Below are 26,781 nucleotides of genomic sequence, written 5' to 3'. Positions count from 1 at the left end.
TTTCTAACAATTCAATATAATGAACAATAACTACAAAATTCGACATCAAGAAGTGATGATGAGGACATGATCAATTTTTTACGATTCTCAGAGAGGGAAGCCTTTGGCTGTGAGCTTCCTAATACGGAAAAATGGATTACCACCTCTGAACTGCAGCAGTGAACGAGCATCTAGTAATTGCTTGCCGGCAAAAACCGTTATTTAGACTTGAGAAATTGGTGAAGTGTGTTACTTTGCGAATTGAAACAAGGGTGGAACCACGAATACAACACTCGTCCCTTTTTTAGGGAGGAGTGTTTTTTTATTTCATTTTTGCATCACACTAGGATTGGAAGGAGGATACGCAGCATGCATCATGATGAGAAGAACAAAATTGGTTTAACAGTAGCACTTTCTATCGTAGTAGGAACGATTATTGGATCTGGTGTGTTTATGAAACCAGGGAGCGTATTAGATTACTCGGGGAGTTCTAATATGGCCATTCTTGCTTGGGTAATTGGTGGTCTGTTGACGCTAGCAAGTGGTTTAACAGTAGCTGAAATTGGAGCGCAAATCCCGAAAAATGGTGGGTTGTATACGTATTTAGAGGAGATTTACGGAAGTTTTTGGGGATATTTATCAGGTTGGATGCAAACAATTGTTTATGGACCTGCTATTATCGGAACATTAGGTTTATACTTTAGTTCTTTAATGATTAATTTTTTCTATTTAGATAAAGTGTGGAATTTACCAATTGCAATTGGAACGGTTGTGTTCCTTGGCGTTATAAATAGTATGGGAACAAAATACGGAGGTATCGTCCAAACAATCACGACAATCGGGAAGATGATTCCGATCATATTAATTGTCGTGCTAGGTTTTTGGAAAGGGAATAGCGATATCTTTAACGTAGTAGTGCCGATATCAGAAAATCAAAGTATCGGTATGGCAATTTTAGCAACGTTATTTGCTTATGACGGATGGATTTTACTTGCTTCGATTGGCGGAGAAATGAAGAATCCAACAAAGTTATTACCGAAAGCAATGACAGTGGGGATTTTAATCGTAACTGCTGCTTACGTATTAATTAACTTGGCGTTATTAAATGTATTACCAGCAGCGAAAATTGTAGACCTTGGAGAAAATGCGACAGCGACAGCTGCGGGTATGTTACTTGGAGAATATGGCGGGAAAATTATTAGTATCGGTATTATCGTTTCTATTTTCGGCTGTTTAAATGGAAAGATTTTAACATTCCCACGTATTCCAATGTCTATGGCAGAACGTGGACAACTTCCATTTTCTAAGTTTATTGCAAAGGAAAGTCCGAGATTTAAAACACCAGCAAATGCGATTACTGTTGAAATCATTTTAGGAATTATTTTAATGATTATTAGTGATCCGAATAAGCTATCTGAGATTTCCGTATTCATTATTTATATTTTCTACGTAATGACGTTTATTGGTGTCTTCATCTTAAGAAAACGTAATAAGAATAAAGAGCGTGCATATAGTGTACCGTTATTCCCGATCGTACCAATCGTAGCGATTTTAGGTTCGTTCTTTGTAATCGGTAGTGCGATTATTAACGATCCGGTAAGTTGTTTCTTATCAATTGGAATTGTCTTTACTGGACTGCCGGTGTATTGGTACTTAAATAAGAAGAAAGAAACAGAATGATGGAAGGGTAGGCGTATAATACGCCTACCTTTTTTACTGTAAAAAAATTATACTTGCGTCCACTTTCTATTTTGGTTACTATAGTCGTAGTAACCAAAATAGAAAGCGTGGGGAAAGACTTGAATTTTCGTGTTTATATTTTAGCTATCGCGGCTTTCGTAGTCGGAACGGTTGAGTTAATTATAGGAGGAACGCTCGATTTAGTTGCCAATGATTTAGGAGTATCTATTAGCGCAGCTGGTCAGCTTATCACAATATTTTCGGTAGTATTTGCTTTGTCAGGTCCAGTTTTATTAGCTTTGACAGGGAAGTTTGAAAGAAAAACATTGTATGTTGGAGCATTATCGATTTTCTTAATCGGAAATATTATTTCCGCATTTAGTGTGAATTACGGAATGCTAATGTTCTCAAGGGTTATTTGTGCAGCGAGTGGTTCATTAATTATTGCACTATCTGTAACACTTGCGTCTAGTGTAGTAGAACCGCATTTTCGTGCGCGTGCAATTGGAATCATTTTTATGGGAATTAGTGGATCACTTGTACTTGGAGTACCGCTTGGTCTTGTACTCGGAAATGCATACGGATGGCGTGCACCATTTGTATTAATTTCTGTATTAACAGTTATGGCAATTGCTTGTATTTCATTGTTCTTAACGAAAGTACCACCGACATCGGTATTATCAATAAAAGAACAACTTGCTACTTTAAAAGATAAAAAAATTGTAAGTGCACAGTTAACATCATTTTTGTTTTTAACGGGTCATTTAACATTGTATGCATATTTAACACCGTTTTTAAAAGATGTTATGCATGTTGAAGCAAACTGGATTAGTGTGTTTTACTTTATTTTCGGAATCGCAGCAGTAATTGGCGGCGGGTTCGGTGGATGGCTTGCTGATAAATGGGGATCGAAGAAAAGTATTATCTCGATTATTATCGTATTTGCATGTGCAATCTTCATGTTGCCATTAATGACATTCTCATTCCCGCTCTTCATCATTATGATGGGACTTTGGAGTATGCTGAGCTGGGCGATTTCACCAGCACAGCAAAATTATTTAATTGAAATTGCACCGGAATCAGCTGGTATTCAGCAAGGTTTAAATAACTCTGCGCTTCATTTAGGAATTGCACTTGGTTCAACAGTAGGTGGAGTTGTTATTGAAAAATCATCTGTTATATATAATGCTTGGGTAGGCGGTGGCTTTATTATATTAGCACTGCTTTGCGCTATTTTCTCGATTACGAGAGGACGCTCTACTCAGTTCGTGAAAGAAGAATCTATCGTTTGATAGGTTCTTTTTTATTTGTAAAAAATTGCAGGTTTTAGTAGGTAAATGGAGAAAAGGGTATATAGCGAGGTGAGGTATATGTATTCGAATTTTTCAATTATTGGTCTTCTAATTTCAATGCTCCCTTTGTTTCTTATTATTCTTGCACTTAGATGGATTCGTTTCATCTATCAAAATTCAGAGAAACAGGTAGAGCAAAATGAGAAAATCATTGAGCTGTTGATGGAGATAAAGGAACAAAATAAAAAGGAGTCTAAGTGAAAAACTAGACTCCTTTTTATTATTTAATTAGTATCTTAATTTCATTAACAAACTCTTAATTTCCTCATCTTCCATAAAGAGATCATGATGTTTCTGAGTAATCTTTGCAAGTGCAACGTCGTGATAGAAAAATTCTGTAAAGAACTTTACGAAAGGTTGTGACATTGTTTTCATCGCTTGCCATGATTCTTGTTCTACGCCAGCAAATAAAATTTCACGATCGTCAACGATGAGTAGCAAGTAGCGCTCTAATGCATTAGGCTCTTCAGCTGGGATTAGAAAATGCATGTTTTCTAAGTCTGTTTCTACTTCTCCAACAATAAGAGATTCAATTTGAACACCTTGTTTTGCTTTTTGTTCTAGTAAAGGGAGATATTCTAAAAGAGTATCATTCCAAGCTGAAATACGGATTGATTCTTGTGCACTTTCAATGAGTTCTTTACTTTGAACTCGAATAGAAGATTGCATTTTTAAGCTCCACACACGGTCATCTGTAAATGATTTTTTTGATATGTTTGTTTCCAGTTCTTTAATATTTGATTGGAATTCTGTCGTTAATTTTTCAATTGCTAGTTTTAGTGGTAATGCTGTATACAATTTTTTCTTTTCTGAAACAGAATCCATTACCATTCCTTTATCGATTAGGCGTGCTAGTACTTCATATATTTTTGCTTTTGGAACACCTGAATGCTTCACAATTGTTGTAGCATCTAATGGTTCATTGCTTGATACGACAACTTCATAAGCTTGGCTTTCATATTGTGAGAAACCGAATTTTTGTAACATAGTTCCCTCCGAACGAATGAGATTATATTTTAAGGATAATGAACTATTTGTTTTTGCACAAGTGGTAGTAAGTTTTCTAATTGTATTAAGGTGAGAATTAATTTCAATTTTTTAATTTTATCTATTATACTTAATATAATGATTAATAAGATTTTAATTTAATACGAAGGGGATGCTTGGGGGAAAATGTTAAGAAGTTTACGTTTAAAAATTGCGGTAGTGTTTTCAGTACTTATTTCTATGATGTTCGTAATATTGGGTACAGCTGTGTATCAATTACAGAAAGAAAAGGAAGTGCGTTCCTTAGACGAGTATTCTCAAAATGCGATGGATCTTGTGACAGAGCAACTTACGACATTTGTTCAAAGAACGGATGAAGATATGGGGTATTACGCGAACAGTGAGATGATTCGTAATATGCTTCAAGGTGGGGTTACTCCGGAAGAGGAAGCGTTTTTAACGAAAGAGTTTGCGGAGTATAAAAAGAATCATCCTGGTATTTTAGATTTATATATTGGTACGAAAGATAAAAAAACATTAAGTGCCAATCTTGCTGAAGGTGGGCAAGTGCCAGAAGGATACGATCCAACGACAAGACCATGGTATAAAGATTCAGAGGCTGATGTAAAAAAGGTCCATTGGGGACAACCTTCTTATGAAATTGCAACAGGCAAGTTAAGTGTAGGTGTTTCTAAAGCAATTACAGCTCAAGATGGGTCTGTATTAGGCGTTGTTGCGATGGATGTATCGCTTGGGACGATTCAGAAGTTGCTTCACAATATTCAATACAATAATGACGGAGAAATGTTTATTATAAATGATAAAAATATGGCTCTTGTTTATCCAGAAAAGATAGGAAAAGATGTTTCTAAAGAGCCACTTATAAAGAGCTTAAATAAAGAGGTAACAAAATATGCGGTCACTACAATAAAAGGTGAAGATGTAGTTGTTTACAGTCAATCATTTGATACGATGAAATGGACGATAGGAATCTTTTATCCGAAAGAAACGATCGATGGGCTATTAAATAGTACGAGAAATACAGTTATTATAATGGCATGTATTAGTTTATTAGTTGGAATCGTAGCTTCCTACTTATTCTCAAGAAGATTAGCAAGACCACTGCAACTATTAAAGAATCACGTGCAAAAAGTAGCAGAAGGCGATTTAACGCTGCGAATGAAAGTGACAAGTAAAGATGAAGTTGGAGAGTTGACGAAGCACTTTAATGATATGGTTGAACAAATGAATGAAATGGTAAGTAAAATTAAAAACAGCGTATCAACGGTGCAACAATCAACAAATAGTTTACATTATTTAACGAACGAAACAGTGGCGGCTAGTAGAGAAGTTTCAGGAGCAATGGATGATGTGAGCGGAGGAGCTTCTACTCTTGCGAATAGTGTGGATGAAGTTTCTGCTCAGCTCGAAAATATGGCGGAGTCAGTGGAACAAATGAATAGCTCTGTTGATGAAATAAAAGGAGTGGCTGGCAAAGCGGAAGAGGCATCTAAGCAAGGATTAAATACAATGAGGAATTTAATCCGTACGAGGGGACAATCATCTTCGATTGTTGTTCATACAGAAGAAGCATCGGATAAGTTAGAACAAAGAGTTGGATCGATTCAAAATGTTGTTGAGCTTATAAAAGGCATTTCGGATCAAACAAATTTACTTGCTTTAAATGCTTCGATTGAAGCTGCCCGTGCAGGTGAGCAAGGTAAGGGATTTGCGGTTGTTGCTGAAGAGGTTCGGAAATTAGCGGAACAATCAAAAGAGGCTACCGGAGAAATCACAACGATGATTGGTGATGTGCAAGTAGAAGTAAAAAGAGTTGTAGAAGTTGTAAGTAAATTGAAAGACATTGCAGATGTGCAAAATAAAGTGACGACAGAGGCAGAAATGGAGTTCCGCACAATTATGTCAGTTGTAAATACGATTAGTACTTCAGTTGAAAAAATTGTAGAAGAGGTACATAACATAGGTTACGAGCAAGGAGAAATTACAGCGGTAATGCACACAATTGCTGGTACGAGTCAAGAAAGTGCAGCTGTTTCCGAAGAGGTACATGCTGCAACGGAATCACAGGTGAATCATTTAGAAAAGGTAGCTCACACGATGGAAAGTTTGACAGAACATATGAGAGATTTAGAAAGATTAGTCGAGCAGTTTAAAGTGGAAGAGTAACATATTAGTAAAATGATGAGGATTTCGGTAAAATAGACAATGGATATATAAGAAACGATTATAGGAGGAAGACTACTATGGCAATTGTTGATGTATCGATTATTCCAGTAGGAACAGGTAATCCAAGTGTTAGTGAATATGTAGCAGAAGTACAAAAGGTGCTAGAGAAAAATGCGGATCGCGTGAAGTATCAATTAACACCGATGAATACAATTATTGAAGGAGATCTTCCTGTCATTCTAGAAGTAATTCAACAAATGCATGAAGTGCCTTATACGAAAGGTGCACAGCGTGTTGCAACAACAATTCGTATTGATGATCGTCGTGATAAAGTAAGCACAATGGAGAAGAAATTAAACTCTGTTCGATCAAAATTATAAGAAAAAGCAGCGATTTTCGCTGCTTTTTTCATATAGGAGGTAAATGAAATGAGTGAAAAGTTTAACGAGCAGTTTGACGGGTTACTAGAGAAATACACTGAGCTGTTACTTGGTGAGAGTAGTGAAGAGCGAAAAGAACAGGTGCAGAAGTGGGCACTTTATTCTTACATAGCGAAGACGATGCCAGCTTTAGTGAAGCATTGGAATGAGACTTATCCAGATGCGAAAGAAGAGATGGTGCAGTTAATTACGGATATTAAAAGGCTGAATGAAGAGAAGCGAAATGAGCAGTGAGAAAACTTGAGGTGAATGTTACCTCAAGTTTTCTTTATTAATATCCTTATATAATTTACATGGAATATTAAGGGTTTTATAAGCATGTCGAATATTTTCGACATACCTATTTTATGCCTAGTAAACCCGTTTTTTCTAAATGTCGAAAAATATTCCCTTCATATTTACATGCGAGAATATAGGTTTTTAAATGTTTTTATAGTATTTTATAAATTATCTAAATAATTATTTGTATCCAATAATTTTAAACAATGATATAATTTTGAAGAGGGGTAAAAAACAGATAAATTACAGTCATAGGGGTGAATTACATGGAACAATTAATGCGAAATTCGTTTCTTTTCTTGTCAAAAAATAAAGCGCTAACAAAACTGGCTAAAAAGTACGGTTTGCGCTTTGGTGCAGGTCGCTTCGTCGCAGGGGAGACGATTGAATTAGCGACAGCTGCAATTAAAGCATTAAATAAGCAAGGTCTTTGTGTAACGATCGATTATTTAGGTGAATTCGTTGATAACGAAGCGGAAGCAAATGAAATGGCTAGCGAATCGATTGAAGCGATTCGTGCAATTGGAAGAGAAGGTCTTAATTCGCAGCTTTCTTTAAAAATGACTTCTATGGGATTAGATATCTCTGATGAAATCGTAATGAACAATATGCGCCGTATTTTAGAAGCTGGAAAAGAAAATGGTGTGTTTATTACAATTGATATGGAAGACTATACGCGCTGCGGGAAAACAATTGAGATCTTTAAACAATTAAAATCTGAATACGATAATATTGGTACAGTTATTCAAGCTTACCTATATCGTACAGAAAAAGATATGGAAGACTTAAACGCTTATAATCCTAATTTACGTCTTGTAAAAGGGGCTTATAAAGAACCTGAAGAAGTGGCGTTCCCGGACAAGAAAGATGTAGATGACAATTATAAAAAAATTATTAAAATGCACTTATTAAATGGGAATTATACTGCAATTGCTTCACATGACGAAGCGATTATTGAATATACAAAAAAACTTGCCGAAGAACACAACATTCCAAGGGATCAATTTGAATTCCAAATGTTATATGGTATTCGTAATGAGCGTCAACTTGAGCTAGTAAAAGAAGGTTACAAAATGCGTGTTTACGTACCTTATGGAAACGACTGGTATGGCTACTTCATGCGTCGTCTAGCAGAGCGTCCAGCAAACGTTGCGTTCGTATTAAAAGGTATGGTTAAAAAATAACCAAGGAGAAAATACTCCTTGGTTATTTTAATTGCTGAAATGCGTAATGCGCCATTTTTTTCGTATCAGGATATAGTTGCGCGCGAGTAGAAGATAATACGACGTTAATGACGCGTTTACCGTCTTTTTCATCCACTGTTACGACTGTATATTTGCCGAGTGCTGATAGACCGCTTTTACTTCCAATCGCATATGGATCGTCATATAGTTCTTCTCGTCCATAGTTTGCGATGTTTGGAGAGCGTTCTGAAGTATGTAGAGTTGTACGTGTTGAATTCATATATTCTAAAACAACTGGATACTTTAATGCTTCTTTCGTAATAATAGCAATGTCATATGGTGATACTTTATTCCCAATTGCATCAGCACCACTTGCGTTCTTGAAAGTTGCATGCTTTGTACCAAGTTCCTTTGCTCTAGCATTCATCATTTTCACAAATTCATTTTTTGATCCTGCGATATGTTCTGCAATTGATTCAGCTATTGGATCTGCACTAATGATAAGCATAAGTTTTAATGCCTCATCACGCTTTAATTTTTCTCCAGCACGAAGTTTAATTTTCTTGCTTTGACTTTCTGTTTTAATTGCATTTTCTGTAACCGTAATTTCTTCATCTTCTTTTACATTCTCTAGTAAAAGAAGGGTTGTCATCATTTTGGCTATACTAGCCGGATAAGAACGTTCGTCTTCGCGTTTCCCATACAAAATATTCCCTGTGTTTGCATCGATTGTAACTCCATATTGCCCAGTAATGTTAGGTTGATCAGCTCTTACAGCTTGTTGCCTTTGTGCATAAGAGAAGAAAATCATCCCTGTAAATAGTGTAGCAATCATTACAATCATAACTATTGTTCGTTTCATCATCGTTCCCTCTTTTGTTTTCCATATGTACAAATAAATTGGGCAGAAAAAGCAGCCATTAATCATTATGCCACGTTCTCTGCCCAAAAATATAGCGTTATTTTTCGCCCATATTATGCTTCTTATATTGTTGGTTATTACCTTGGCGTCCTTTTTCAACACCGTGATTATGTGGACCTGCGTTTCCAGTTACACTAGCTGCACTAATTCCAGCCTTTGAAGGGTTCTTCTTAAGTTTTGCCATATATATTCCTCCAGTTTCGTCAGATTATAAAAAGGAAAAGTGCATTTAAACAAAGAAAATACACATGTATAGCATAGCCAAATGAAAGAAAAATATTTATTTCAGAAAATTTTATCAATAAATATATTGCGAAAATTTAAACAGTATCATATATTTATTAGTAGAGGCTCACTCATTGATTGCGACTTATGTCGAAAAATTGAATGAGCATTCATTCAAGAATAGGGGGAGAATTGGATGTTCCAAATTAAAAAGGCTGCTGTTCTAGGTTCAGGCGTAATGGGTTCGGGAATTGCGGCACACTTAGCTAATATTGGTATTCCGACATTATTGCTTGATATTGTACCACCTGCGCTTACGAAAGAAGAGGAAGCGAAGGGACTTACATTAGAACATAAAAGTGTGAGAAATCGTTTTAGTAATACGGCTGTACAGAAACTATTGAAGCAAAAACCAGCTCCTCTGACAGTGAAAGGAAATCTAGCACTGATTGAAGCAGGTAACTTAGAAGATGATCTTGAGCTTCTTGCTGATGTAGATTGGATTATTGAAGTAGTAGTTGAAAACTTAGATATTAAAAAGAAATTATTTGAAAAAGTAGACGCTGTTCGTAAACCGGGTTCTATTGTAAGCTCGAATACGTCAGGCATTTCAGTTGAAAAAATGGCAGAAGGTCGTTCAGACGACTTCCAGAAACACTTCTTAGGCACACACTTTTTTAACCCACCACGATATTTAAAACTTCTAGAGGTAATACCGACGAAAGAAACAGATCCACAAGTATTAAGCTTCATGAAACTATTTGGCGAAGACGTTCTTGGAAAAGGCGTTGTTATCGCAAAAGACACACCAAACTTTATTGGAAACCGCATCGGTACGTACGGTTTATTAGTAACTCTTCAAGAGATGATAAAACGCGGCTACAGCATTGGGGAAGTTGATTCTGTAACAGGTCCATTAATTGGTCGTCCGAAGAGTGCAACGTTCCGTACATTAGATGTTGTCGGTTTAGATACATTCGTACACGTTGCAAATAACGTATATGAAAACGTACAAGAAGAAGAGCGTGATGTATTTAAAGTACCAGCTTTCATGCATGACATGCTTGATAAAAAATGGCTTGGAAGCAAAACAGGTCAAGGCTTCTTCTTAAAACAAGGAAAAGAAATTTTAGAACTAAATCCTGAAACGATGGAATATGAAGCGCGTAAAAAATTAAAAGCTGCATCCGTAGAGTTAAGTAAACAAGAAAAAGGATTAGCGAATAAATTGAAAGCGCTTGTATACGCAAAAGACCGCGCAGGAGAGTTATTATGGAACATCATTACACCAACTCTTTTATACTCTGCAAAACTTCATAAAGAAATTGCTGACGATATCGTTGCAATTGACCAAGCGATGAAGTGGGGCTTCGGCTGGGAGCAAGGACCGTTTGAAGTTTGGGATGCAATCGGCGTTGGAAAATCTGTTCAAAAGATGGAAGAAAACGGCGTAGTCGTTCCTACTTGGGTGAAAGAAATGTTAGAGAAAGGTTTCACTACTTTCTATAAACATGATAACGGCGATAGCTACTATTACGATAATGGCGAATATAAGCTAATCGAGCGTAATAAAAAAGCAATTTCTCTTAAGCAATTAAAAGCGAAAAATGGTGTATTAAAGAAAAATAGCGGAGCGAGCTTAATTGATTTAGGTGACGGCATCCTTTGCTTAGAGTTCCATTCGAAGAGCAATGCAATCGGTATGGATATTACGCAAATGATTAACTACGCTGTTGATGAAGTAGAAAAGAATTATAAAGGTCTTGTTATCGGTAACCAATCGAAGAACTTCTGTGTTGGTGCGAACCTAGCAATGATCTTAATGGAAGCACAAGACGACAATTACTTTGAAATTGAGTTGGTTGTGAAAAACTTCCAAGATGCAATGACGAAAATTAAGTACTCTTCTAAGCCAGTTGTAGCAGCACCATACGGTATGACGCTTGGCGGAGGTACAGAAGTTTGCTTACCAGCAGCTAGCATTCAAGCTTCTAGTGAAACGTATATGGGCTTAGTAGAAGTTGGTGTTGGCTTAATCCCTGGCGGAGGCGGTAATAAAGAGCTATACATTAAACACTTAAATAAAATGCCAAACGGTGTAGAGTTTGATCTGCAAAAAGTTGCGAATAAAGTGTTCGAATCTGTAGCGATGGCGAAAGTTTCTACATCAGCACAAGAAGCTGTATCGAACAACTTCTTAGGCGATAAAGACGGTATTAGTGTGAATGGTGATCACTTACTATATGATGCGAAACAGAAAGCACTTGCTTTATATGAAGCTGGCTATAAAGCACCGATTCGTAAAAAGATACCAGTTGTTGGTGAAACAGGATATGCAACTCTTGTACTTGGTGCAGAAGCAATGCATTTATCAGGTTACATTTCTGAACATGATCTTCACATTGCGAAGAAACTTGCATATGTCATTGCGGGCGGAAAAGTGCCGTACGGAACAGAAGTTGATGAGCAGTATTTATTAGATGTAGAACGTGAAGCATTTATTAGCTTAGTAAGTGAGATGAAATCACAAGCAAGAATGCAGCACATGCTTGTAAAAGGAAAGCCATTACGTAACTAATAACGAGGGGAGATATCGTTCATGAGAGAAGCTGTCATTGTTGCGGGAGCAAGAACACCAATTGGAAAAGCAAAGAGGGGTTCATTAAAAACAGTTCGTCCTGACGATCTAGGGGCGTTAGTAGTAAAGGAAACGTTAAAGCGTGCAAATTATGAAGGACCAATCGATGATTTAATTTTCGGTTGTGCGATGCCAGAAGCAGAACAAGGTTTAAATATGGCTCGTAATATCGGCGGACTAGCAGGACTTTCTTACGATGTTCCAGCTATTACAATTAACCGTTACTGTTCTTCTGGTTTACAAAGTATCGCTTACGGAGCAGAGCGCATTATGCTTGGTCACTCTGAAGCTGTATTATCAGGCGGAGCGGAATCAATGAGTTTAGTTCCAATGATGGGACACGTTGTTCGTCCGAATAGTCGCCTTGTAGAAGCGGCTCCGGAATATTATATGGGTATGGGACATACAGCAGAGCAAGTTGCTGTGAAATATGGAATTTCTCGTGAAGAGCAAGATGCATTTGCAGTAAGAAGTCATCAACGTGCTGCCAAAGCATTAGCGGCAGGAAACTTTGCTGATGAAACAGTATCTGTAGATGTGACGTTACGCTCGGTTGGCTCAAACAATAAACTGCAAGAAGAAACAATCATTTTCGCACAAGATGAAGGTGTAAGAGCAGAGACGACGCTAGACATTTTAGGTAAATTACGTCCAGCATTTAACGTTCGCGGTTCTGTAACAGCTGGTAACTCTTCACAAATGAGTGACGGTGCAGCATCTGTACTATTAATGGATCGTGAAAAAGCAGTGAGCGATGGCATGAAGCCACTTGCGAAATTCCGTTCATTTGCAGTAGCTGGCGTACCACCAGAAGTAATGGGAATCGGCCCAATCGCAGCAATTCCAAAAGCGTTAAAACTAGCTGGGTTAGAGCTATCTGATATTGGCTTATTCGAACTAAACGAAGCATTCGCTTCTCAATCGATCCAAGTTATTCGTGAACTTGGTTTAGATGAAGAAAAAGTAAACGTAAACGGTGGTGCAATCGCACTTGGACATCCACTTGGCTGTACAGGAGCAAAACTAACACTATCTCTTATTCACGAAATGAAACGCCGCAACGAACAATTCGGTATCGTAACAATGTGTATTGGCGGCGGAATGGGAGCAGCGGGAGTATTTGAATTATTATAAAAAGTGGAAGCGGCTTGTTCAGAACGAGACGACGCTAAAGCAAAGAATGGAAGCAACAAAGGTTTATAAAAAATAAACGGGAGAGCCAGCTTCTTTCAAAAAGAGAGAAGCTGCTCATGAAAATATGAAGGAGGAAATTTTCATGGAAAAAACAGTAGGAAATGCGGTTAAAGGCGGTAGCTTTTTAGTTGATGAGATTACGATTGATCAAGTGTTTACGCCAGAAGATTTTTCATCTGAGCATAAAATGATTGCAAAAACGACAGAGGACTTTATCGTAAATGAAGTTCTTCCAGAGCTTGAATATTTAGAGCAACATGAATTTGATCGTTCAGTTCGTCTTTTAAAAGAAGCTGGGGAGCTTGGTTTATTAGGCGCTGACGTACCAGAAGAGTACGGTGGGATTGGTCTTGATAAAGTAAGCTCAGCGTTAATCGCAGAGAAATTCTCTCGCGCTGGCGGCTTTGCAATCACTCACGGTGCTCACGTAGGTATCGGATCGTTACCAATCGTATTATTCGGTAACGAAGAGCAAAAGAAAAAGTATTTACCATTACTTGCAACTGGTGAAAAATTAGCTGCATACGCATTAACTGAGCCAGGTTCAGGATCTGACGCATTAGGCGCAAAAACAACTGCACGTTTAAATGCAGAAGGTACACATTATGTATTAAACGGTGAAAAACAGTGGATTACAAACTCTGCATTCGCTGACGTATTCGTTGTATATGCAAAAATTGATGGAGAGCATTTCTCAGCATTTATCGTAGAGAAAGAATACGCTGGTGTATCTACAAGCCCTGAAGAGAAGAAAATGGGTATTAAATGTTCTTCAACTCGTACGTTAATTTTAGAAGATGCGTTAGTACCGAAAGAAAACCTACTTGGTGAAATCGGTAAAGGTCATATTATCGCATTCAACATTTTAAATATCGGTCGTTATAAATTAGGTGTTGGTACAGTTGGATCTGCAAAACGTGCAGTAGAAATTTCAGCACAATATGCAAACCAACGTCAACAGTTCAAGCAACCAATCGCTCGCTTCCCATTAATTCAAGAGAAACTTGCGAATATGGCAGCAAAAACATATGCAGCTGAAAGTTCTGTATATCGTACAGTAGGTTTATTCGAAAGCCGCATGAGCACATTATCTGAAGAAGAAGTAAAAGACGGTAAAGCAGTAGCAGCTTCTATCGCTGAATATGCAATCGAGTGCTCTTTAAACAAAGTATTCGGTTCTGAAGTATTAGACTATACAGTAGATGAAGGTGTTCAAATTCACGGTGGTTACGGATTTATGGCAGAATACGAGATTGAAAGAATGTACCGCGATTCTCGTATTAACCGTATTTTCGAAGGAACGAACGAAATTAACCGCCTAATCGTACCAGGTACGTTCTTACGTAAAGCGATGAAAGGTGAATTACCACTTCTTCAAAAAGCACAAAAATTACAAGAAGAGTTAATGATGATGATGCCAGAAGAAGTAGGCGATGAGCCATTAGCACTTCAAAAGTATTTAGTAACTAATGCGAAGAAAATAGGCTTAATGGTAGCTGGATTAGCTGCTCAAAAATACGGTAAAGCATTAGATAAAGAGCAAGAAATTCTTGTGAATATCGCTGACATCGTAAGCAACCTATACGCAATGGAATCAGCTGTTCTTCGTACAGAAAAAGCAATCAAAACAACTGGTCTTGAAAAGAATAAACAAAAAGTGTTATACACTGAAGTATTCTGCCAAGAAGCATTTAACGAAATCGAAGCAGACGCGAAAGAAACACTTATCGCAGTTGAAAACGGCGACATGCTGCGCATGATGTTATCATCATTACGTAAATTAACTCGCCACACACCACTTAACGTAATTCCGAAGAAACGTGAAATCGCTGCGAAAATTTTAGAAGATGAGCGTTACACAGTTTAATATCTTTAAAGAACAGTAGTCGTTTATACGGCTACTGTTCTTTTTTTTGAAAAAAAGAAATTTTTAGTGACATAAAACTAATACCATTAGTATAATAAAACTAATGGTATTAGTTTTCGTGAAAAGGGAGATGGGACTATGAGGATGATACATGAAAAAACGTTATATCAATTGTCATTTTTGCCAAGAGCGTTTCCTGTAAATTGTTACTTTGTAGAGGAAGATGATGGTTTAACTTTAATTGACGCGGCTTTGCCATATAGCGCAAAAGGTATTTTACAGGCGGCTGAGAAAATAGGAAAACCAATTACTAAGATTGTATTAACACATGCGCATGATGATCACATCGGTGCATTAGATGCATTAAAGGAAGTACTTCCTCATGTTCCAGTCCATATTTCTAAGCGGGACGCAAAGCTGTTAGAAGGAGATACGACGTTACAAAAGGATGAACCGAATATACCGATAAAAGGCGGTGTACCTAAAAAAGTAAAAACGGTACCTGATGTTTTATTAGAAGATGGCGACCGAGTTGGATCGCTTCTTGCAATTATGACACCGGGACATACACCAGGATCCATGTCGTTTCTTGATGTACGAAATAAAGCTCTTATTGTTGGGGATGCATTTCAAACAAGAGGAGGTATGGCTGTTTCGGGACAAATGAAATTTTGGTTTCCGTTTCCAGCGATGGCAACGTGGAGCAAAGAAATATCATTACAAAGTGCACAGAAGCTAAGCGAATATGAACCTTCCTTGCTTGCGGCAGGGCACGGAAAAATGATAAAGAATCCAGGGGCCGTCATAGAGCTTTCTATTAAGGAAGCGAAGCGGAATATAGAAAGTAAGAAAGAGGGGTAATTTATGTCACCGAGAATCGGACTTACATTGCAGAAAATTGTAGAAACAGCTGCAGAAATTGCAGATACAAATGGAATACAAGAAGTAACGTTAGCTTCATTAGCGCAAAGGTTAGGGATACGTTCGCCCTCACTATATAATCATGTAAAAGGGTTACAAGATGTACGGAAACATCTTGGTATTTACGGAATACAACAGTTGCATAACAAACTGGAAGAAGCGGCCGAGGATAAACAGATGGATGAAGCAATTCATGCATTAGGAGAAGCATATGTAGCATTTGTCCGAAAACATCCTGGACTATATGAAGCAACTTTTTTACGAGATGAAGAAGTAAGAAAAGCAGGTGACGGAATTGTAAAGCTTTGTCTTCAGGTTTTACAACAGTATGGCTTAGAAGGAGAGAATGCACTTCATGCGACACGTGGATTTAGAAGTATTTGTCATGGGTTTGCGTCAATTGAACAGCAAGGTGGATTTGGTTTGCCGTTAGATTTAGATACAAGTTTACATGTATTATTGGAAACGTTTATTAAAGGATTACGTGAATAAGAAACGAGGCAAACAAAAACCTTAGAAGTGATTCTAAGGTTTTTTAGTGCATATGATTCGAAAAGAGCGGTAGGCTTTTTCTCATTACATGATATTATTTAGCAGGTTTGAAAAATGTGTATATAGCTACGGAAAGGCAAACGAAAATAAAAGCAATAGGATCTTGATATGGACTAGGCTCAGAGCCCTTCTGGATTCCTGTAAGGAAGTCATGTGTTTTCATGTTCATTGCTCCTTTAACTAATAAATTTTATATGATGCGAGAGTTATGGTGGATAGATAAGAAATTTTTGGAATTTCATCTAATAATTATTCTATAGTAATCTAATTCCAAAAACTATATAATACAAAGCTTTCATGATATGTAAAATTGCATATTATTCTTTTTGAAAAAATTGTTATATTATCTATATATTTGTATTAAAGGTTTTTTGTTAAGGTAATGAAAACAAATGGAGGAATAGTATGAGAAAAACAGTATTAGACGCGTATAATGCAGAAAGAGAAGTAGATAACATAACATATAAAAATCTAGTTGTAACGATTGCAAGCATTCTAGGGTTCTCACTCTTAGGGGGATTATTCCTTGCTTTAGCCCTTGGAATTTTTGGAGAAGAGGTATTACGTGCTAATTTAGAGGGATATTATTTACTTCTATTTGATGCAGCTGTTGTTACTATTGTTTTATTTGCGTATAAACCAGTGCTTCATTTTATTAAGAACATATGGGATGTATCTATTTTAAAAAATGGGAAAACCTACTTGTATTTATTAATAGGTTTTATCATCATTGCATTAACTCAGTATGTAATGTTAGAGTTGTTTAGCTTTGAAAGTGCAGAGCAGCAACGAGATCAATTAGGGAGCTTAGGGCTTCAAAATAGTCTACAAAGTATTATATATGTGTTAAGTGTTGCTATAATTACACCAATTAAAGAAGAAATTTTATATAGAGGTATTTTGTATCGATTTTTTGAAAAGAAATATAGTTTTCTAGTTGGTATCATTATTTCTTCCTTTATCTTTGGGATTCTTCATGGTGGTTTTCCGGTTACGGCAATGATTATGGGGATTGTATTTGCTATGTTATACAAAAAGACGCAATCTATTATACCTAGTATTATTTTACACATTATATGGAACTTACTTGTGAGTATAAGTATGATTGTTTCTTTATAAAATTGAATGAATATTTAGCATAAAAGATGAATGGCCTAGCTATTCATCTTTTATTTTGTTTATATGTGGGAAAAGTTGATGAATACAATCCAAAAAGAACCAAATACTAATGATGAATGAACAAAGAAAGGCGGGTATGTTATATGCAAAACTTAACAGAGCTTGAAGTAGAAAACTTACGTCATTTAATTGGTGGACATGCAACGATTATTAACAAGTTGGAGCAGTATGCACAGACGTGTACAGATCCACAACTGAAACAAATGCTACAAAAAGATGCGCAAGATGCACGAAATACGAAACAGCAATTAATGACTTTCCTAGGATAGGAGGAAGAGAAAGATGAATGAAAAAGATATGGTAAATGATTATTTAGCAGGATTAAATGCAAGTTTAACAAGCTATGCAAATTATATTGCTCAGTCTGATAATGAACAGTTACATCAAACGTTAATTCAAATTCGTAATCAAGACGAGGCGCGCCAACGTAATATGTATGAGTACGCAAAGCAAAAGAGTTATTACAAACCGGCAGCACCTGCTAATCCGATGATTGTACAGCAATTAAAAAGTCAATTAAGTGCGGAACAATAGGGAAAAGAAAACGAGCGAATCTATTCGTTCGTTTTCTTTTTGTATATGTCAATAAATACATAATAAATATTTTTCCAGTTGTAACAAATATGACGAAAATGGAATATGACAATTCACAAAAAGGACAAAAACTTTGCTCAATATTTCACAAAGTATCCATGGTTTCTATCGTGAGAACCTCTATAATTAGGAGTGTAAAGAACAAAAGAAATAGATTATATGATCACTTAGGAGAGATTGCTATGAAAAGACATACAAGAAAAATTGCAATTATCGGTACTGGATTAGTTGGATCAAGTTGTGCGTATTCTATTGTGAATCAAGGTATTTGCGAAGAGCTATTATTAATTGATATAAATCATGAACGTGCAGTTGGGGAAGCAATGGATTTATCACATTGCATTAACTTTACAAATACAAGAACAAAAGTATATGCAGGAAGCTATGAAGACTGCAAAGATATGGACATTGTTATTATTACAGCAGGGCCAGCACCAAAACCTGGACAAAGTCGCTTAGATACTTTAGGAGCGAGTGCGAAGATTATGGAAAGTGTTGTTGGTGGTGTAATGGCAAGTGGATTTGATGGTATTTTCTTACTTGCATCGAACCCAGTTGATATTATTACATATCAAGTGTGGAAATTATCTGGATTACCTAGAAATCGCGTAATCGGTACTGGTACATCACTAGATTCTTCTCGCTTAAGAACAATTTTATCTGAAATGCTACATGTAGACCCTCGTAGTATTCATGGGTATTCATTAGGAGAACATGGTGATTCTCAAATGGTTGCTTGGTCTCATGTAACTGTTGGTGGAAAGCCAATTCTGCAAATTTTAGAAGAACAAAAAGAACGATTTGGTGAAATAGATTTAGATGAAATCGTTGAGAAGACTGCAAAAGCCGGATGGGAAATTTATAAACGTAAAGGAACTACTTATTACGGAATCGGAAATTCTCTAGCATATATTGCAAGCTCAATCTTTAATGATGATCACCGTGTCATTGCTGTATCAGCCATTTTAGATGGTGAGTACGGTGAATATGATATTTGTACAGGAGTACCCGCTATTATTACTAGAGACGGTATAAGAGAAGTTGTAGAACTCAATTTAACAGAGGATGAAGAATCTCGATTCGCAAAATCAAACGATATTTTACGTGATTATATGAAAACAATTGGTTACTAACTTATAGGAGAAGGTGAAACAAATGAAGGAATATATAATGTCTCGTGTATTTAAAGCATCTGCTGGTATCGCACAAGGTATTTTCGTATCCCTCGGAATTGGTTTACTAATCGAAAATATAGGAAGAATTGTTGATATACCATTACTTATTACAATCGGAGTTGTTGCAAAATCACTAATGGCACCAGCGATTGGTGCCGGCATTGCTTTTATGCTCGGTGCAAACGGTCTTGTAATCTTCTCGGCGATGGTAGCCGGAGCGATTGGTGCCGGATCCATTTCAATTACTGAAGCTGGTCTAATTATTAAAACAGGTGAGCCAATCGGTGCATTATTAACAGCAACTTTAGCTGTATATATTGGTAAACGTTTAAGCGGAAAAACTGCTTTAGATATGATGCTCGTTCCATTTGCGGCCATATTAGGTTCTGGTTTAGTTGGTATTTGGTTATCTCATAATATTACTCCTGTTTTAAATGCAGTTGGAGCGTTCATTAAAGATAGCTCAGCTGGTAGCCCGTTTATCGCTTCTATCGTCATTGCAGTAGTTTGGGGACTATTACTTATCTCTCCAGCTTCATCAGCTGCGTTAGCGATCGCACTTAGCTTAGACGGTGTTGCAGGTGGTGCAGCTCTTGCCGGATGCGTTGCTCAGTTTATCGGATTCTCTGTCATCTCAGCAAAAGAAAACAATTTAGGTGGCATATTAGCTCAAGCTCTTTGTACTCCGAAAGTACAGTTGCCAAATATCACTAAAAATCCAATGATTCTCGTCCCAACTGTCGTCGCCAGTGCTATAGTCGGTCCGGTATCCGCATTAATTTTCCAACTGGAAGCAGGAAAAGAAATTGCAGGTCTTGGATTAAGTTCTCTTATCGCACCAATTAATTTAATTTCCAGCGAAGGATGGGAAGTTCTCCCGGCGATGGTAATTACTTATATCGTCATTCCAGTAGCTGTTTCTTATATACTTTACATTGCTCTTAAAAAAGCAGGTCGTATTCATTCTGGTGATATGACTGTACCGCAATCTTAAATTGAACATCTCCTTAATAATAGATAAAAGCAGACTGAGAAGCCACAGTCTGCTTTTTTTTCATGTTACATTCTATGATTTTGTTTTACTGGAACTCTTATTGATTCTTTGGCCAATAAGAGTTGAACGCCGAAGTAAAGTATGCTTGCGAGTGTCATTCCAGAAACGGCATCTACAAAGGCATGTTGCTTCGTAAATAGCGTTGATAAAATAATAAGTGTACCGAAGAAAGTAAGGATGTAATATTCAAAAGCATGTTGCTCTCTACGCTTAAAGGCAGCTAACATAATTACAAATGTAGTAAGAACGTGAATGCTAGGGAAACAGTTTACCGGTTGATCGATACTATAAATATAGCGAACTAGTTCAGAAAATACATCTGTTCCAACGACAGTCGGACGCGGTACAGTTGTTTGCCAAAAATAATAAATAGAAAAACAAGCAAGCTTTCCAAAAATAACACTACTTAAAGTGACATAATATTGCTTTCGGTCAGCGAAGCAGTAATAAATAAGTGCGCCGTATAAGTATGGAAACCAAAGTAAATAAGGAATAATAAATGCTTTTACAAATGGAATCCAATCATCTACTACAGTTGTAACGTCTACTGCGTGAACAGTCGATTTATTTAATACGTCGTAAAGGGGACTTACGAGTACGAGTAGAAGTATATAACTTAACGGAAGAAAAGATGAAAGTTTAAATTTCTTCATGTTGATCTCCTATGTTTAGTAATGTAAGTAAATTCAATTGATTATAATATAGAAACGTGAATTGGGCTATCGATTTTACTTACATTTTCTTGAATTAACCTTACGTTTTTGTCACTTGACTAAAAAGAAGGGTGAGGGTGCTAAATGAAGCGTTTATCATATTTTTTAGTTTTTATATTGTTATGCCTAGTAGGTGCTGGGTGTGCAAAGAATAACGAAGGAGAAAAATTAGAATATAACGGAAGAGCACTCGTAATTGGAGTTGTTGGAGAAAAGCCGAAAGATACGTTTAGGAATGTAAAGTTTGAAAGTATAAAGTTAGAAGAAATGCAGGAGAACTCAGCAAAAGTTGATGGTTTTTTCGTTATGAAAGAATACTTTAAAGAGGCATCAAAGGAGCAGTATACGGACTTATTTTTATCGTTAAAGAAGCCGGTATTTTTTATTGGTTTGCAAGATAGACCGTATTTAATTTTTACTAACAAGGATTTAGATTATGATAATACCCCGAAGGATAAAACGATGACGTATACGCAAGGGTTTGTAAATATGGGGAACCCTGAAGGTCAATATTGGGGTATGGGATTATATAATGATACTGTTTCCGATCGAAATATTCATAATATGTATATAGTCGTATTTCAAACCATTTCGGATTACTTAAGTCGATGATGAAGGAGCCTGTAAAAAAGGCTTCTTATTTTTTAAAAATAAACGTTTGTTTAAGCTGTATGCTCGGTAGAAAGAAACTCATGTAGTTCAAAGGTTAAGAAAGAAAAATAAGAAATTAATCAAACGTTTGTTTAAGCTGTATGTTCGGTAGGAAGAAACCGATGCAGCTCAAAGGTTAACAAAGAAAAATGGAGAATTAATCAAACGTTTGTTTAAGCTGTATGTTCGGTAGAAAGAAACTCATGTAGTTCAAAGGTTAACAAAGAAAAATAAGAAATTAATCAAACGCTTGTTTAAGATATATGTTTGGTGCAGAATCTAAAAAAATTTATATATTTATTTTTTTCTTAACAAATGGCGGAAAAATAAGAAAAATTCGCAGGATTATTAAAAATTATCACGAAATAAGTAAAAGTTTAGCGAATAATGGTTTGAAATAATAAAACGTTTTCTATATGATAAAGGTAAAGGTTAGTAAAAAAGTAGGTGAATTTATGACAGTAACATTTTATTCATATCCAAAGTGTGGCACATGTCAAAAGGCAAAGAAATGGTTTGAGGCAAACGATGTAGCATATGAGATGATTCATATTGTTGAAAATCCACCATCAAAAGAAGATTTACGTAATTTACATGAAAAAAGTGAATTACCATTAAAAAAATTCTTTAATACAAGTGGAATGCGTTACCGTGAACTTGGTCTGAAAGATAAGTTGAAAGATGCAAGCGAAGACGAAATGTATGAGCTTTTAGCATCTGATGGCATGTTGATCAAACGTCCAATTGTAACAGATGGAACGAATGTAACACTTGGTTTTAACGAAGAGCAGTTTGAAAGTGTGTGGAAAAAGTACCAATAAGGTATTTTTACATAATTAATACATTCACTGGAGGTACAGTCATGAGCATTCCAAATAATTTACGTTACTCTGAAGAACACGAATGGGTAAAAACTGAAGGTAATGAAGTTGTTATCGGTATCACTCACTTTGCACAAGGTGAGCTAGGTGATATCGTATTCGTTGAACTTCCTGAAGTAGGTGCAACAATCGAAGCTGACGAGCCATTCGGAAGCGTAGAATCTGTTAAAACAGTTTCTGAGTTATACGCACCTGTAAGCGGTAAAGTTGTAGCAGTAAACGAAGAATTAAGTGACCAACCAGAACTTGTTAACGAATCTCCATACGAGGGTGCATGGATGGTTAAAGTTGAACTTTCTGATGCAAGCCAAGTTGAGAAGTTATTAACTGCAGAAAAATATGCAGAAATGACAAACCAAGACTAATTATAGTCGACTAAAGGACAGCCTTTGTGCTGTCCTTTTTTATTTTGTGTAAAATAATGAATGTAGAATCATATACTAATTATCGTGTAGGAGAACGTTTTTTGAAAAAACTTTTTCGTTTAATCTTTATGCAGGTCTAGCCGTTTTTGTTTTTCGTTGTCTAGCTCCAGCGACTAGATTGTTCGGTGGCTTCGCTTCTTCCTACAAGGCAAAAAGCGCCTCTACGTCAGAAGCTCCATCCCCCTCACAATCTAAATGAGCCGCTTGCGCTTTTCATTGTCTAGCTCCAACTCCTAGCCCTTCATGTCTAAGAACCTTCCGCACGAGAAGACAAAAAGCGTCTTCTGTACGGAAGAACCTTAGCCAACAGGGCTAAACAGTCGGTTTCGCTTTTCTTTTGCAAAAATAAACAGGAAACAACATGAAAATAACGAATATACTATATACTAAGTTCAAGGTTGTATAGTATATGGTGATCGGGTGATGACATATGATTTATGTGGAAAAAGTCATTATTGTAGAAGGTACATCAGATAGAAGAAAGATTGAATCTATTATTCGTGAACCAGTGGAAATTGTTTGTACAAATGGTACAATTGGTTTGTCGAAAATGGATGAGCTCGTTGATCAGTTTTTTGATAAGGAAGTGTATGTGCTAGTGGATGCTGATGATGCTGGAGAAAAGTTAAGGAAACAATTTCGAAAAGAATTTCCGCAAGCCGAGCATATCTATATTGATCGCTCGTACCGAGAAGTGGCAACTGCGCCATCTACACACTTAGCAAATGTATTATGGGGAGCCGACATTGACGTTTATACAGAATATTTACGGTAAGGAATGATAGAAGTGATCGATTGGACAGGAGCCGAAGCTACAGCCCTAATAGAGAATGAAGAAAAAACAGTGTTATATGTATATACTCCAATGTGTGGAACATGCCAATTAGCAAAAAAGATGTTAACAGTCGTTGAGATGACAATTGAAGGCCTCAAAATTGGGATGTTAGATTTAAATTATGCTCCGCATTTAGCGAAAGAGTATGGGATTGAAAGTGTACCTTGTTTACTTGTTTTTGAAAATGGGACACTGATGAAGAAGATATATGCATTTCATTCGGTTGAATATTTATATACGGAATTAAAGTAGGCGGCAAAATTTTTGCCGCCTCGACATATTTCTTGGGAAATATGTCGAGATGCAGGATGGATACAGTATTTGTCGAGCGAAAATAACAGGATTGCTCTTTAGTGAGAGGGAATGGTATGTAATAGAAAGTGATATGAAGGATGTGATTTAGGGTGAGATTATATTCTTTGCTTCAATCATTTGTAAATTACGCTAATGGTCAATATCATTTAGAGCCACTTTTAAGACAAGAAGAAAAAACTGTTAATTTCCGCTTTAGAGATGAAAGTTGTTCGTTACAAATTTCAAGAGATTATATAGAGCTGGTACATGAGGAAAGAGGAACGGAACAAATCATTTGCTTAGACGAAAAGGATATAGAACAATTGGTGAATGGAAATGTACGATTGCAAATGTTAATGAATGATGGACGTGTACAATATTCAGGAACGTACCGAACGATGTTATTAGTGGAATCGATGTTTCATATATGTAAACCGATGTCAGTAGGTGCTTAAAATTCTGAAGTTTCATTTTTTACGAAAATTTCTGTTGACATGGTGAGTGTATATTGATACAATTCAAGTCATAAAATATAGACAATTTCATAAATTTCAAATCAGACGAAAATTGAATCTGATTTCTCTTATCAAGAGAGGTGGAGGGACTGTGCCCTGTGAAGCCCGGCAACCGTCAACTTATGTTGAAATGGTGCCAATTCCTGCAAAGCGAATGCTTTGAGAGATGAGAGAGAGGGATAATGTTGTTATATACGCATATAAACCTTTCTGCTTCTCTAAAGCAGAAAGGTTTTTTTATTGTTTGAATGTGGAGGACATTCAAATAATAAAAGTAATGATAACAGTGGACTACACGCATTAAAAATAAAAAATTGCGGAGTCGACCTAAACAAAAAAGGGGTGAACATCATGATTCTATTAGAGAATGTAAGGAAAATATATAAGGCGAAAAGCGGTGATGTCACTGCTGTAGATAACGCCAATTTAAAAATAGAAAAAGGCGAAATATTTGGTGTTATCGGATATAGCGGCGCTGGGAAAAGTTCTTTAATCAGATTGTTTAATCAGTTAGAGAAACCGACTTCTGGCCAAATTACAATTGCGAATCGTGTTATATCAGCAATTACAGGAAGTGAACTTCGTAAGGCAAGGCAAGAAATCGGAATGATTTTTCAGCACTTCAACTTACTTTGGTCACGAACTGTACGTGAAAATATAGAGTTTCCACTTGAAATTGCAGGTGTTGATAAAACGAAGAGAAGAAAACGTGTTGATGAATTAATTCATCTTGTTGGATTAGAAGGAAGAGGAGACGCGTACCCATCTCAGCTGAGCGGGGGACAAAAACAACGCGTTGGGATTGCAAGAGCATTAGCTAACAACCCACAAGTACTTTTATGTGATGAGGCAACGTCAGCTCTTGATCCAGAAACGACAGATCAAATTTTGGATTTACTATTAGACATTAATAAGCGCCTTGGTTTAACAATTGTACTCATTACACATGAGATGCACGTAATTCGAAAGATTTGTAATCGAGTGGCGGTAATGGAGAGAGGAAAGATTGTAGAAACGGGTCCAGTACTTGATGTATTCCGTAATCCGAAGCAAGATATTACGAAACGATTTGTACAGCAGTTAACAGATTCTGAAGATACAAATGAAACGATTGAAAGTTTAATTGAAAAATATCCAGATGGAAAAGTGATTCGTTTGCAGTTTATCGGTGAGGCTGTAGAAAGACCAGTGCTTCAACGATTGATGCAACGCAGTGATATAGAAGTTAGCATTTTGCAAGGAAATATCGCACAAACGAATAACGGTTCTTACGGTAGTTTAGTTGTTCATTTAAATGGTGAGGAAACAGCGATCCAGCAAGCAATAGAAGGAATTCATCAAGATCAAGTAGAGCTGGAGGTGATTGCACATGGATAAGTTACTCGCAAATGTTGATTGGAATCAAATGTTAGAAGCAACTGGTGAAACGTTATATATGACGGCAATCGCAGCTCTTGCGACATTTGTTTTAGGACTAATTTTAGGATTGTTACTCTTCATGACAGCGAAAGATAATTTATGGGAAAACAAATCAATTAATACGGTGATTGGAGCATTCGTAAACATATTCCGTTCTATACCGTTCATCATTTTAATTATTTTATTAATCCCATTCACAAAGATTCTTCTTGGAACAATTCTTGGAGCAAGTGCAGCGCTGCCAGCTTTAATTATTGGAGCGGCACCATTCTACGCGAGAATGGTTGAAATCGCACTTCGCGAAATTGATAAAGGTGTAATTGAAGCTTCAAAAGCAATGGGAGCAAAAACAAGCACAATTATTTTAAAAGTATTGATTCCAGAATCGTTACCAGCATTAGTATCTGGTATTACAGTTACGACAATTGCTTTAGTAGGCTATACAGCAATGGCGGGAGTTGTTGGTGCTGGTGGTCTTGGAACACTTGCTTACTTAGAAGGATTCCAGAGAGGGAATAACGATGTAACAATCGTTGCGACAATTTGTGTATTACTAGTTGTATTTTTAATTCAGTGGATTGGTGATAGTTTAACGACTCGAATAGATAAACGATAATAAAAAACGGGAGGATGTTTCAA

29 protein-coding genes, 1 riboswitch and 1 other annotated feature are annotated in these 26,781 nt (G+C 36.6%); of the genes, 25 read left to right on the top strand and 4 right to left on the bottom strand.

The genetic code is table 11. The features are described from left to right. Positions 1 to 46 precede the first annotated feature (46 nt). Positions 47 to 283 (top strand) — a binding site (T-box leader). A gap of 65 nt (positions 284 to 348) precedes the next feature. The 3 genes from IBT51_RS13450 (at position 349) to IBT51_RS13440 (ending at position 3,212) form a co-directional block, all read left to right on the top strand. After that, positions 349 to 1,659, top strand: a complete 1,311-nt coding sequence (locus tag IBT51_RS13450; protein WP_023523356.1) for an APC family permease — start codon at positions 349 to 351, stop codon at positions 1,657 to 1,659. 53 nt (positions 1,660 to 1,712) lie between these two features. Further along, complete coding sequence (locus IBT51_RS13445; protein ID WP_140155578.1) at positions 1,713 to 2,951, top strand: MFS transporter; 1,239 nt, start codon at positions 1,713 to 1,715, stop codon at positions 2,949 to 2,951. Between the two features lie 78 nt (positions 2,952 to 3,029). Beyond that, positions 3,030 to 3,212, top strand: coding sequence for a hypothetical protein (locus tag IBT51_RS13440; RefSeq protein ID WP_069356427.1), 183 nt, complete (start codon positions 3,030 to 3,032; stop codon positions 3,210 to 3,212). A gap of 27 nt (positions 3,213 to 3,239) precedes the next feature. Here IBT51_RS13440 and IBT51_RS13435 read toward each other — a convergent pair whose 3' ends face one another. Beyond that, positions 3,240 to 3,998, bottom strand: a complete 759-nt coding sequence (locus IBT51_RS13435) for a TrmB family transcriptional regulator (RefSeq protein WP_000939481.1) — start codon at positions 3,996 to 3,998, stop codon at positions 3,240 to 3,242. A gap of 186 nt (positions 3,999 to 4,184) precedes the next feature. Here IBT51_RS13435 and IBT51_RS13430 point away from each other — a divergent pair, with 186 nt between their 5' ends. From IBT51_RS13430 to IBT51_RS13415, 4 genes are all read left to right on the top strand, one after another. Then, positions 4,185 to 6,185 (top strand): methyl-accepting chemotaxis protein, encoded by a 2,001-nt coding sequence (locus tag IBT51_RS13430; RefSeq protein WP_088020145.1) that lies wholly within the window; start codon positions 4,185 to 4,187, stop codon positions 6,183 to 6,185. A gap of 77 nt (positions 6,186 to 6,262) precedes the next feature. Next, complete coding sequence (locus tag IBT51_RS13425; RefSeq protein WP_001018860.1) at positions 6,263 to 6,565, top strand: MTH1187 family thiamine-binding protein; 303 nt, start codon at positions 6,263 to 6,265, stop codon at positions 6,563 to 6,565. 48 nt (positions 6,566 to 6,613) lie between these two features. Further along, positions 6,614 to 6,859, top strand: coding sequence for a YusU family protein (locus IBT51_RS13420; RefSeq protein ID WP_001290600.1), 246 nt, complete (start codon positions 6,614 to 6,616; stop codon positions 6,857 to 6,859). Positions 6,860 to 7,170: 311 nt separating this feature from the next. After that, the gene (locus IBT51_RS13415) at positions 7,171 to 8,088 is read left to right on the top strand and encodes a proline dehydrogenase family protein (protein ID WP_200458470.1); all 918 of its coding nucleotides are present in this window, start codon (positions 7,171 to 7,173) and stop codon (positions 8,086 to 8,088) included. Positions 8,089 to 8,110: 22 nt separating this feature from the next. On the opposite strand, the gene IBT51_RS13410 is transcribed toward IBT51_RS13415, so the two are convergent. Beyond that, positions 8,111 to 8,950: a D-alanyl-D-alanine carboxypeptidase family protein gene (locus IBT51_RS13410; RefSeq protein ID WP_053563422.1), complete on the bottom strand. Its 840-nt coding sequence runs from the start codon at positions 8,948 to 8,950 to the stop codon at positions 8,111 to 8,113. A gap of 97 nt (positions 8,951 to 9,047) precedes the next feature. Beyond that, positions 9,048 to 9,194 (bottom strand): YuzL family protein, encoded by a 147-nt coding sequence (locus IBT51_RS13405; RefSeq protein ID WP_001096344.1) that lies wholly within the window; start codon positions 9,192 to 9,194, stop codon positions 9,048 to 9,050. A gap of 237 nt (positions 9,195 to 9,431) precedes the next feature. On the opposite strand from IBT51_RS13405, the gene IBT51_RS13400 reads away from it, so the two are divergent. The 10 genes from IBT51_RS13400 (at position 9,432) to IBT51_RS13355 (ending at position 20,349) form a co-directional block, all read left to right on the top strand. After that, complete coding sequence (locus IBT51_RS13400) at positions 9,432 to 11,813, top strand: 3-hydroxyacyl-CoA dehydrogenase/enoyl-CoA hydratase family protein (RefSeq protein ID WP_200458471.1); 2,382 nt, start codon at positions 9,432 to 9,434, stop codon at positions 11,811 to 11,813. 21 nt (positions 11,814 to 11,834) lie between these two features. After that, a complete protein-coding gene (locus IBT51_RS13395) occupies positions 11,835 to 13,007 on the top strand; it encodes an acetyl-CoA C-acetyltransferase (RefSeq protein WP_001206331.1) in 1,173 nt (390 codons plus the stop codon). Positions 13,008 to 13,149: 142 nt separating this feature from the next. Then, positions 13,150 to 14,934 carry an acyl-CoA dehydrogenase family protein gene (locus IBT51_RS13390; RefSeq protein WP_000416293.1) on the top strand — a complete coding sequence of 595 codons (1,785 nt, stop codon included), beginning with the start codon at positions 13,150 to 13,152 and terminating at the stop codon, positions 14,932 to 14,934. A 138-nt stretch (positions 14,935 to 15,072) separates the two neighbouring features. Then, a complete protein-coding gene (locus IBT51_RS13385; RefSeq protein ID WP_098852448.1) occupies positions 15,073 to 15,795 on the top strand; it encodes an MBL fold metallo-hydrolase in 723 nt (240 codons plus the stop codon). Between the two features lie 3 nt (positions 15,796 to 15,798). Next, a complete protein-coding gene (locus tag IBT51_RS13380) occupies positions 15,799 to 16,347 on the top strand; it encodes a TetR/AcrR family transcriptional regulator (protein ID WP_029443535.1) in 549 nt (182 codons plus the stop codon). Between the two features lie 465 nt (positions 16,348 to 16,812). Further along, positions 16,813 to 17,526 carry a CPBP family intramembrane glutamic endopeptidase gene (locus IBT51_RS13375; RefSeq protein ID WP_065224353.1) on the top strand — a complete coding sequence of 238 codons (714 nt, stop codon included), beginning with the start codon at positions 16,813 to 16,815 and terminating at the stop codon, positions 17,524 to 17,526. 143 nt (positions 17,527 to 17,669) lie between these two features. Beyond that, a complete protein-coding gene (locus tag IBT51_RS13370) occupies positions 17,670 to 17,855 on the top strand; it encodes a hypothetical protein (protein ID WP_001180555.1) in 186 nt (61 codons plus the stop codon). Between the two features lie 13 nt (positions 17,856 to 17,868). After that, a complete protein-coding gene (locus IBT51_RS13365; RefSeq protein WP_001002982.1) occupies positions 17,869 to 18,120 on the top strand; it encodes a spore coat protein in 252 nt (83 codons plus the stop codon). A gap of 242 nt (positions 18,121 to 18,362) precedes the next feature. Beyond that, on the top strand, positions 18,363 to 19,313 hold the full coding sequence (locus tag IBT51_RS13360; RefSeq protein ID WP_000820649.1) for an L-lactate dehydrogenase: 951 nt from the start codon (positions 18,363 to 18,365) through the stop codon (positions 19,311 to 19,313). Positions 19,314 to 19,335: 22 nt separating this feature from the next. Then, positions 19,336 to 20,349 carry a PTS sugar transporter subunit IIC gene (locus IBT51_RS13355; protein WP_000666168.1) on the top strand — a complete coding sequence of 338 codons (1,014 nt, stop codon included), beginning with the start codon at positions 19,336 to 19,338 and terminating at the stop codon, positions 20,347 to 20,349. A gap of 65 nt (positions 20,350 to 20,414) precedes the next feature. Here the strand turns inward: IBT51_RS13355 and IBT51_RS13350 are convergent, their stop codons facing one another. Then, complete coding sequence (locus IBT51_RS13350) at positions 20,415 to 21,062, bottom strand: phosphatase PAP2 family protein (protein ID WP_000713773.1); 648 nt, start codon at positions 21,060 to 21,062, stop codon at positions 20,415 to 20,417. A gap of 144 nt (positions 21,063 to 21,206) precedes the next feature. Here IBT51_RS13350 and IBT51_RS13345 point away from each other — a divergent pair, with 144 nt between their 5' ends. From IBT51_RS13345 to IBT51_RS13310, 8 genes are all read left to right on the top strand, one after another. Then, complete coding sequence (locus tag IBT51_RS13345; RefSeq protein WP_200458472.1) at positions 21,207 to 21,734, top strand: hypothetical protein; 528 nt, start codon at positions 21,207 to 21,209, stop codon at positions 21,732 to 21,734. Between the two features lie 494 nt (positions 21,735 to 22,228). Next, complete coding sequence (locus IBT51_RS13340; RefSeq protein WP_000218968.1) at positions 22,229 to 22,594, top strand: arsenate reductase family protein; 366 nt, start codon at positions 22,229 to 22,231, stop codon at positions 22,592 to 22,594. Between the two features lie 41 nt (positions 22,595 to 22,635). Beyond that, the gene (gcvH, locus tag IBT51_RS13335; RefSeq protein WP_000026896.1) at positions 22,636 to 23,019 is read left to right on the top strand and encodes a glycine cleavage system protein GcvH; all 384 of its coding nucleotides are present in this window, start codon (positions 22,636 to 22,638) and stop codon (positions 23,017 to 23,019) included. A 490-nt stretch (positions 23,020 to 23,509) separates the two neighbouring features. Further along, complete coding sequence (locus IBT51_RS13330) at positions 23,510 to 23,854, top strand: toprim domain-containing protein (protein ID WP_000640870.1); 345 nt, start codon at positions 23,510 to 23,512, stop codon at positions 23,852 to 23,854. A gap of 3 nt (positions 23,855 to 23,857) precedes the next feature. Further along, complete coding sequence (locus IBT51_RS13325; RefSeq protein ID WP_002025020.1) at positions 23,858 to 24,166, top strand: thioredoxin family protein; 309 nt, start codon at positions 23,858 to 23,860, stop codon at positions 24,164 to 24,166. Between the two features lie 152 nt (positions 24,167 to 24,318). Beyond that, complete coding sequence (locus IBT51_RS13320; protein WP_001242140.1) at positions 24,319 to 24,663, top strand: hypothetical protein; 345 nt, start codon at positions 24,319 to 24,321, stop codon at positions 24,661 to 24,663. A gap of 125 nt (positions 24,664 to 24,788) precedes the next feature. Beyond that, positions 24,789 to 24,896, top strand: a riboswitch (SAM riboswitch). A gap of 178 nt (positions 24,897 to 25,074) precedes the next feature. Beyond that, positions 25,075 to 26,100, top strand: a complete 1,026-nt coding sequence (locus IBT51_RS13315; protein ID WP_000601791.1) for a methionine ABC transporter ATP-binding protein — start codon at positions 25,075 to 25,077, stop codon at positions 26,098 to 26,100. Further along, positions 26,093 to 26,758 (top strand): methionine ABC transporter permease, encoded by a 666-nt coding sequence (locus IBT51_RS13310; RefSeq protein ID WP_000359401.1) that lies wholly within the window; start codon positions 26,093 to 26,095, stop codon positions 26,756 to 26,758. The genes IBT51_RS13315 and IBT51_RS13310 overlap by 8 nt, the downstream gene beginning before the upstream one ends. The last annotated feature ends 23 nt before the right edge of the window (positions 26,759 to 26,781 follow it).

Origin of the sequence: Bacillus sp. S71 (assembly GCF_016625265.1) — a bacterium.
In the GTDB taxonomy this organism is placed as follows: Bacteria; Bacillota; Bacilli; order Bacillales; family Bacillaceae_G; genus Bacillus_A; species Bacillus_A cereus.
The sequence above is the reverse complement of the archived record's forward strand: the minus strand, read 5'-3'. Positions and strand labels throughout refer to the sequence as shown.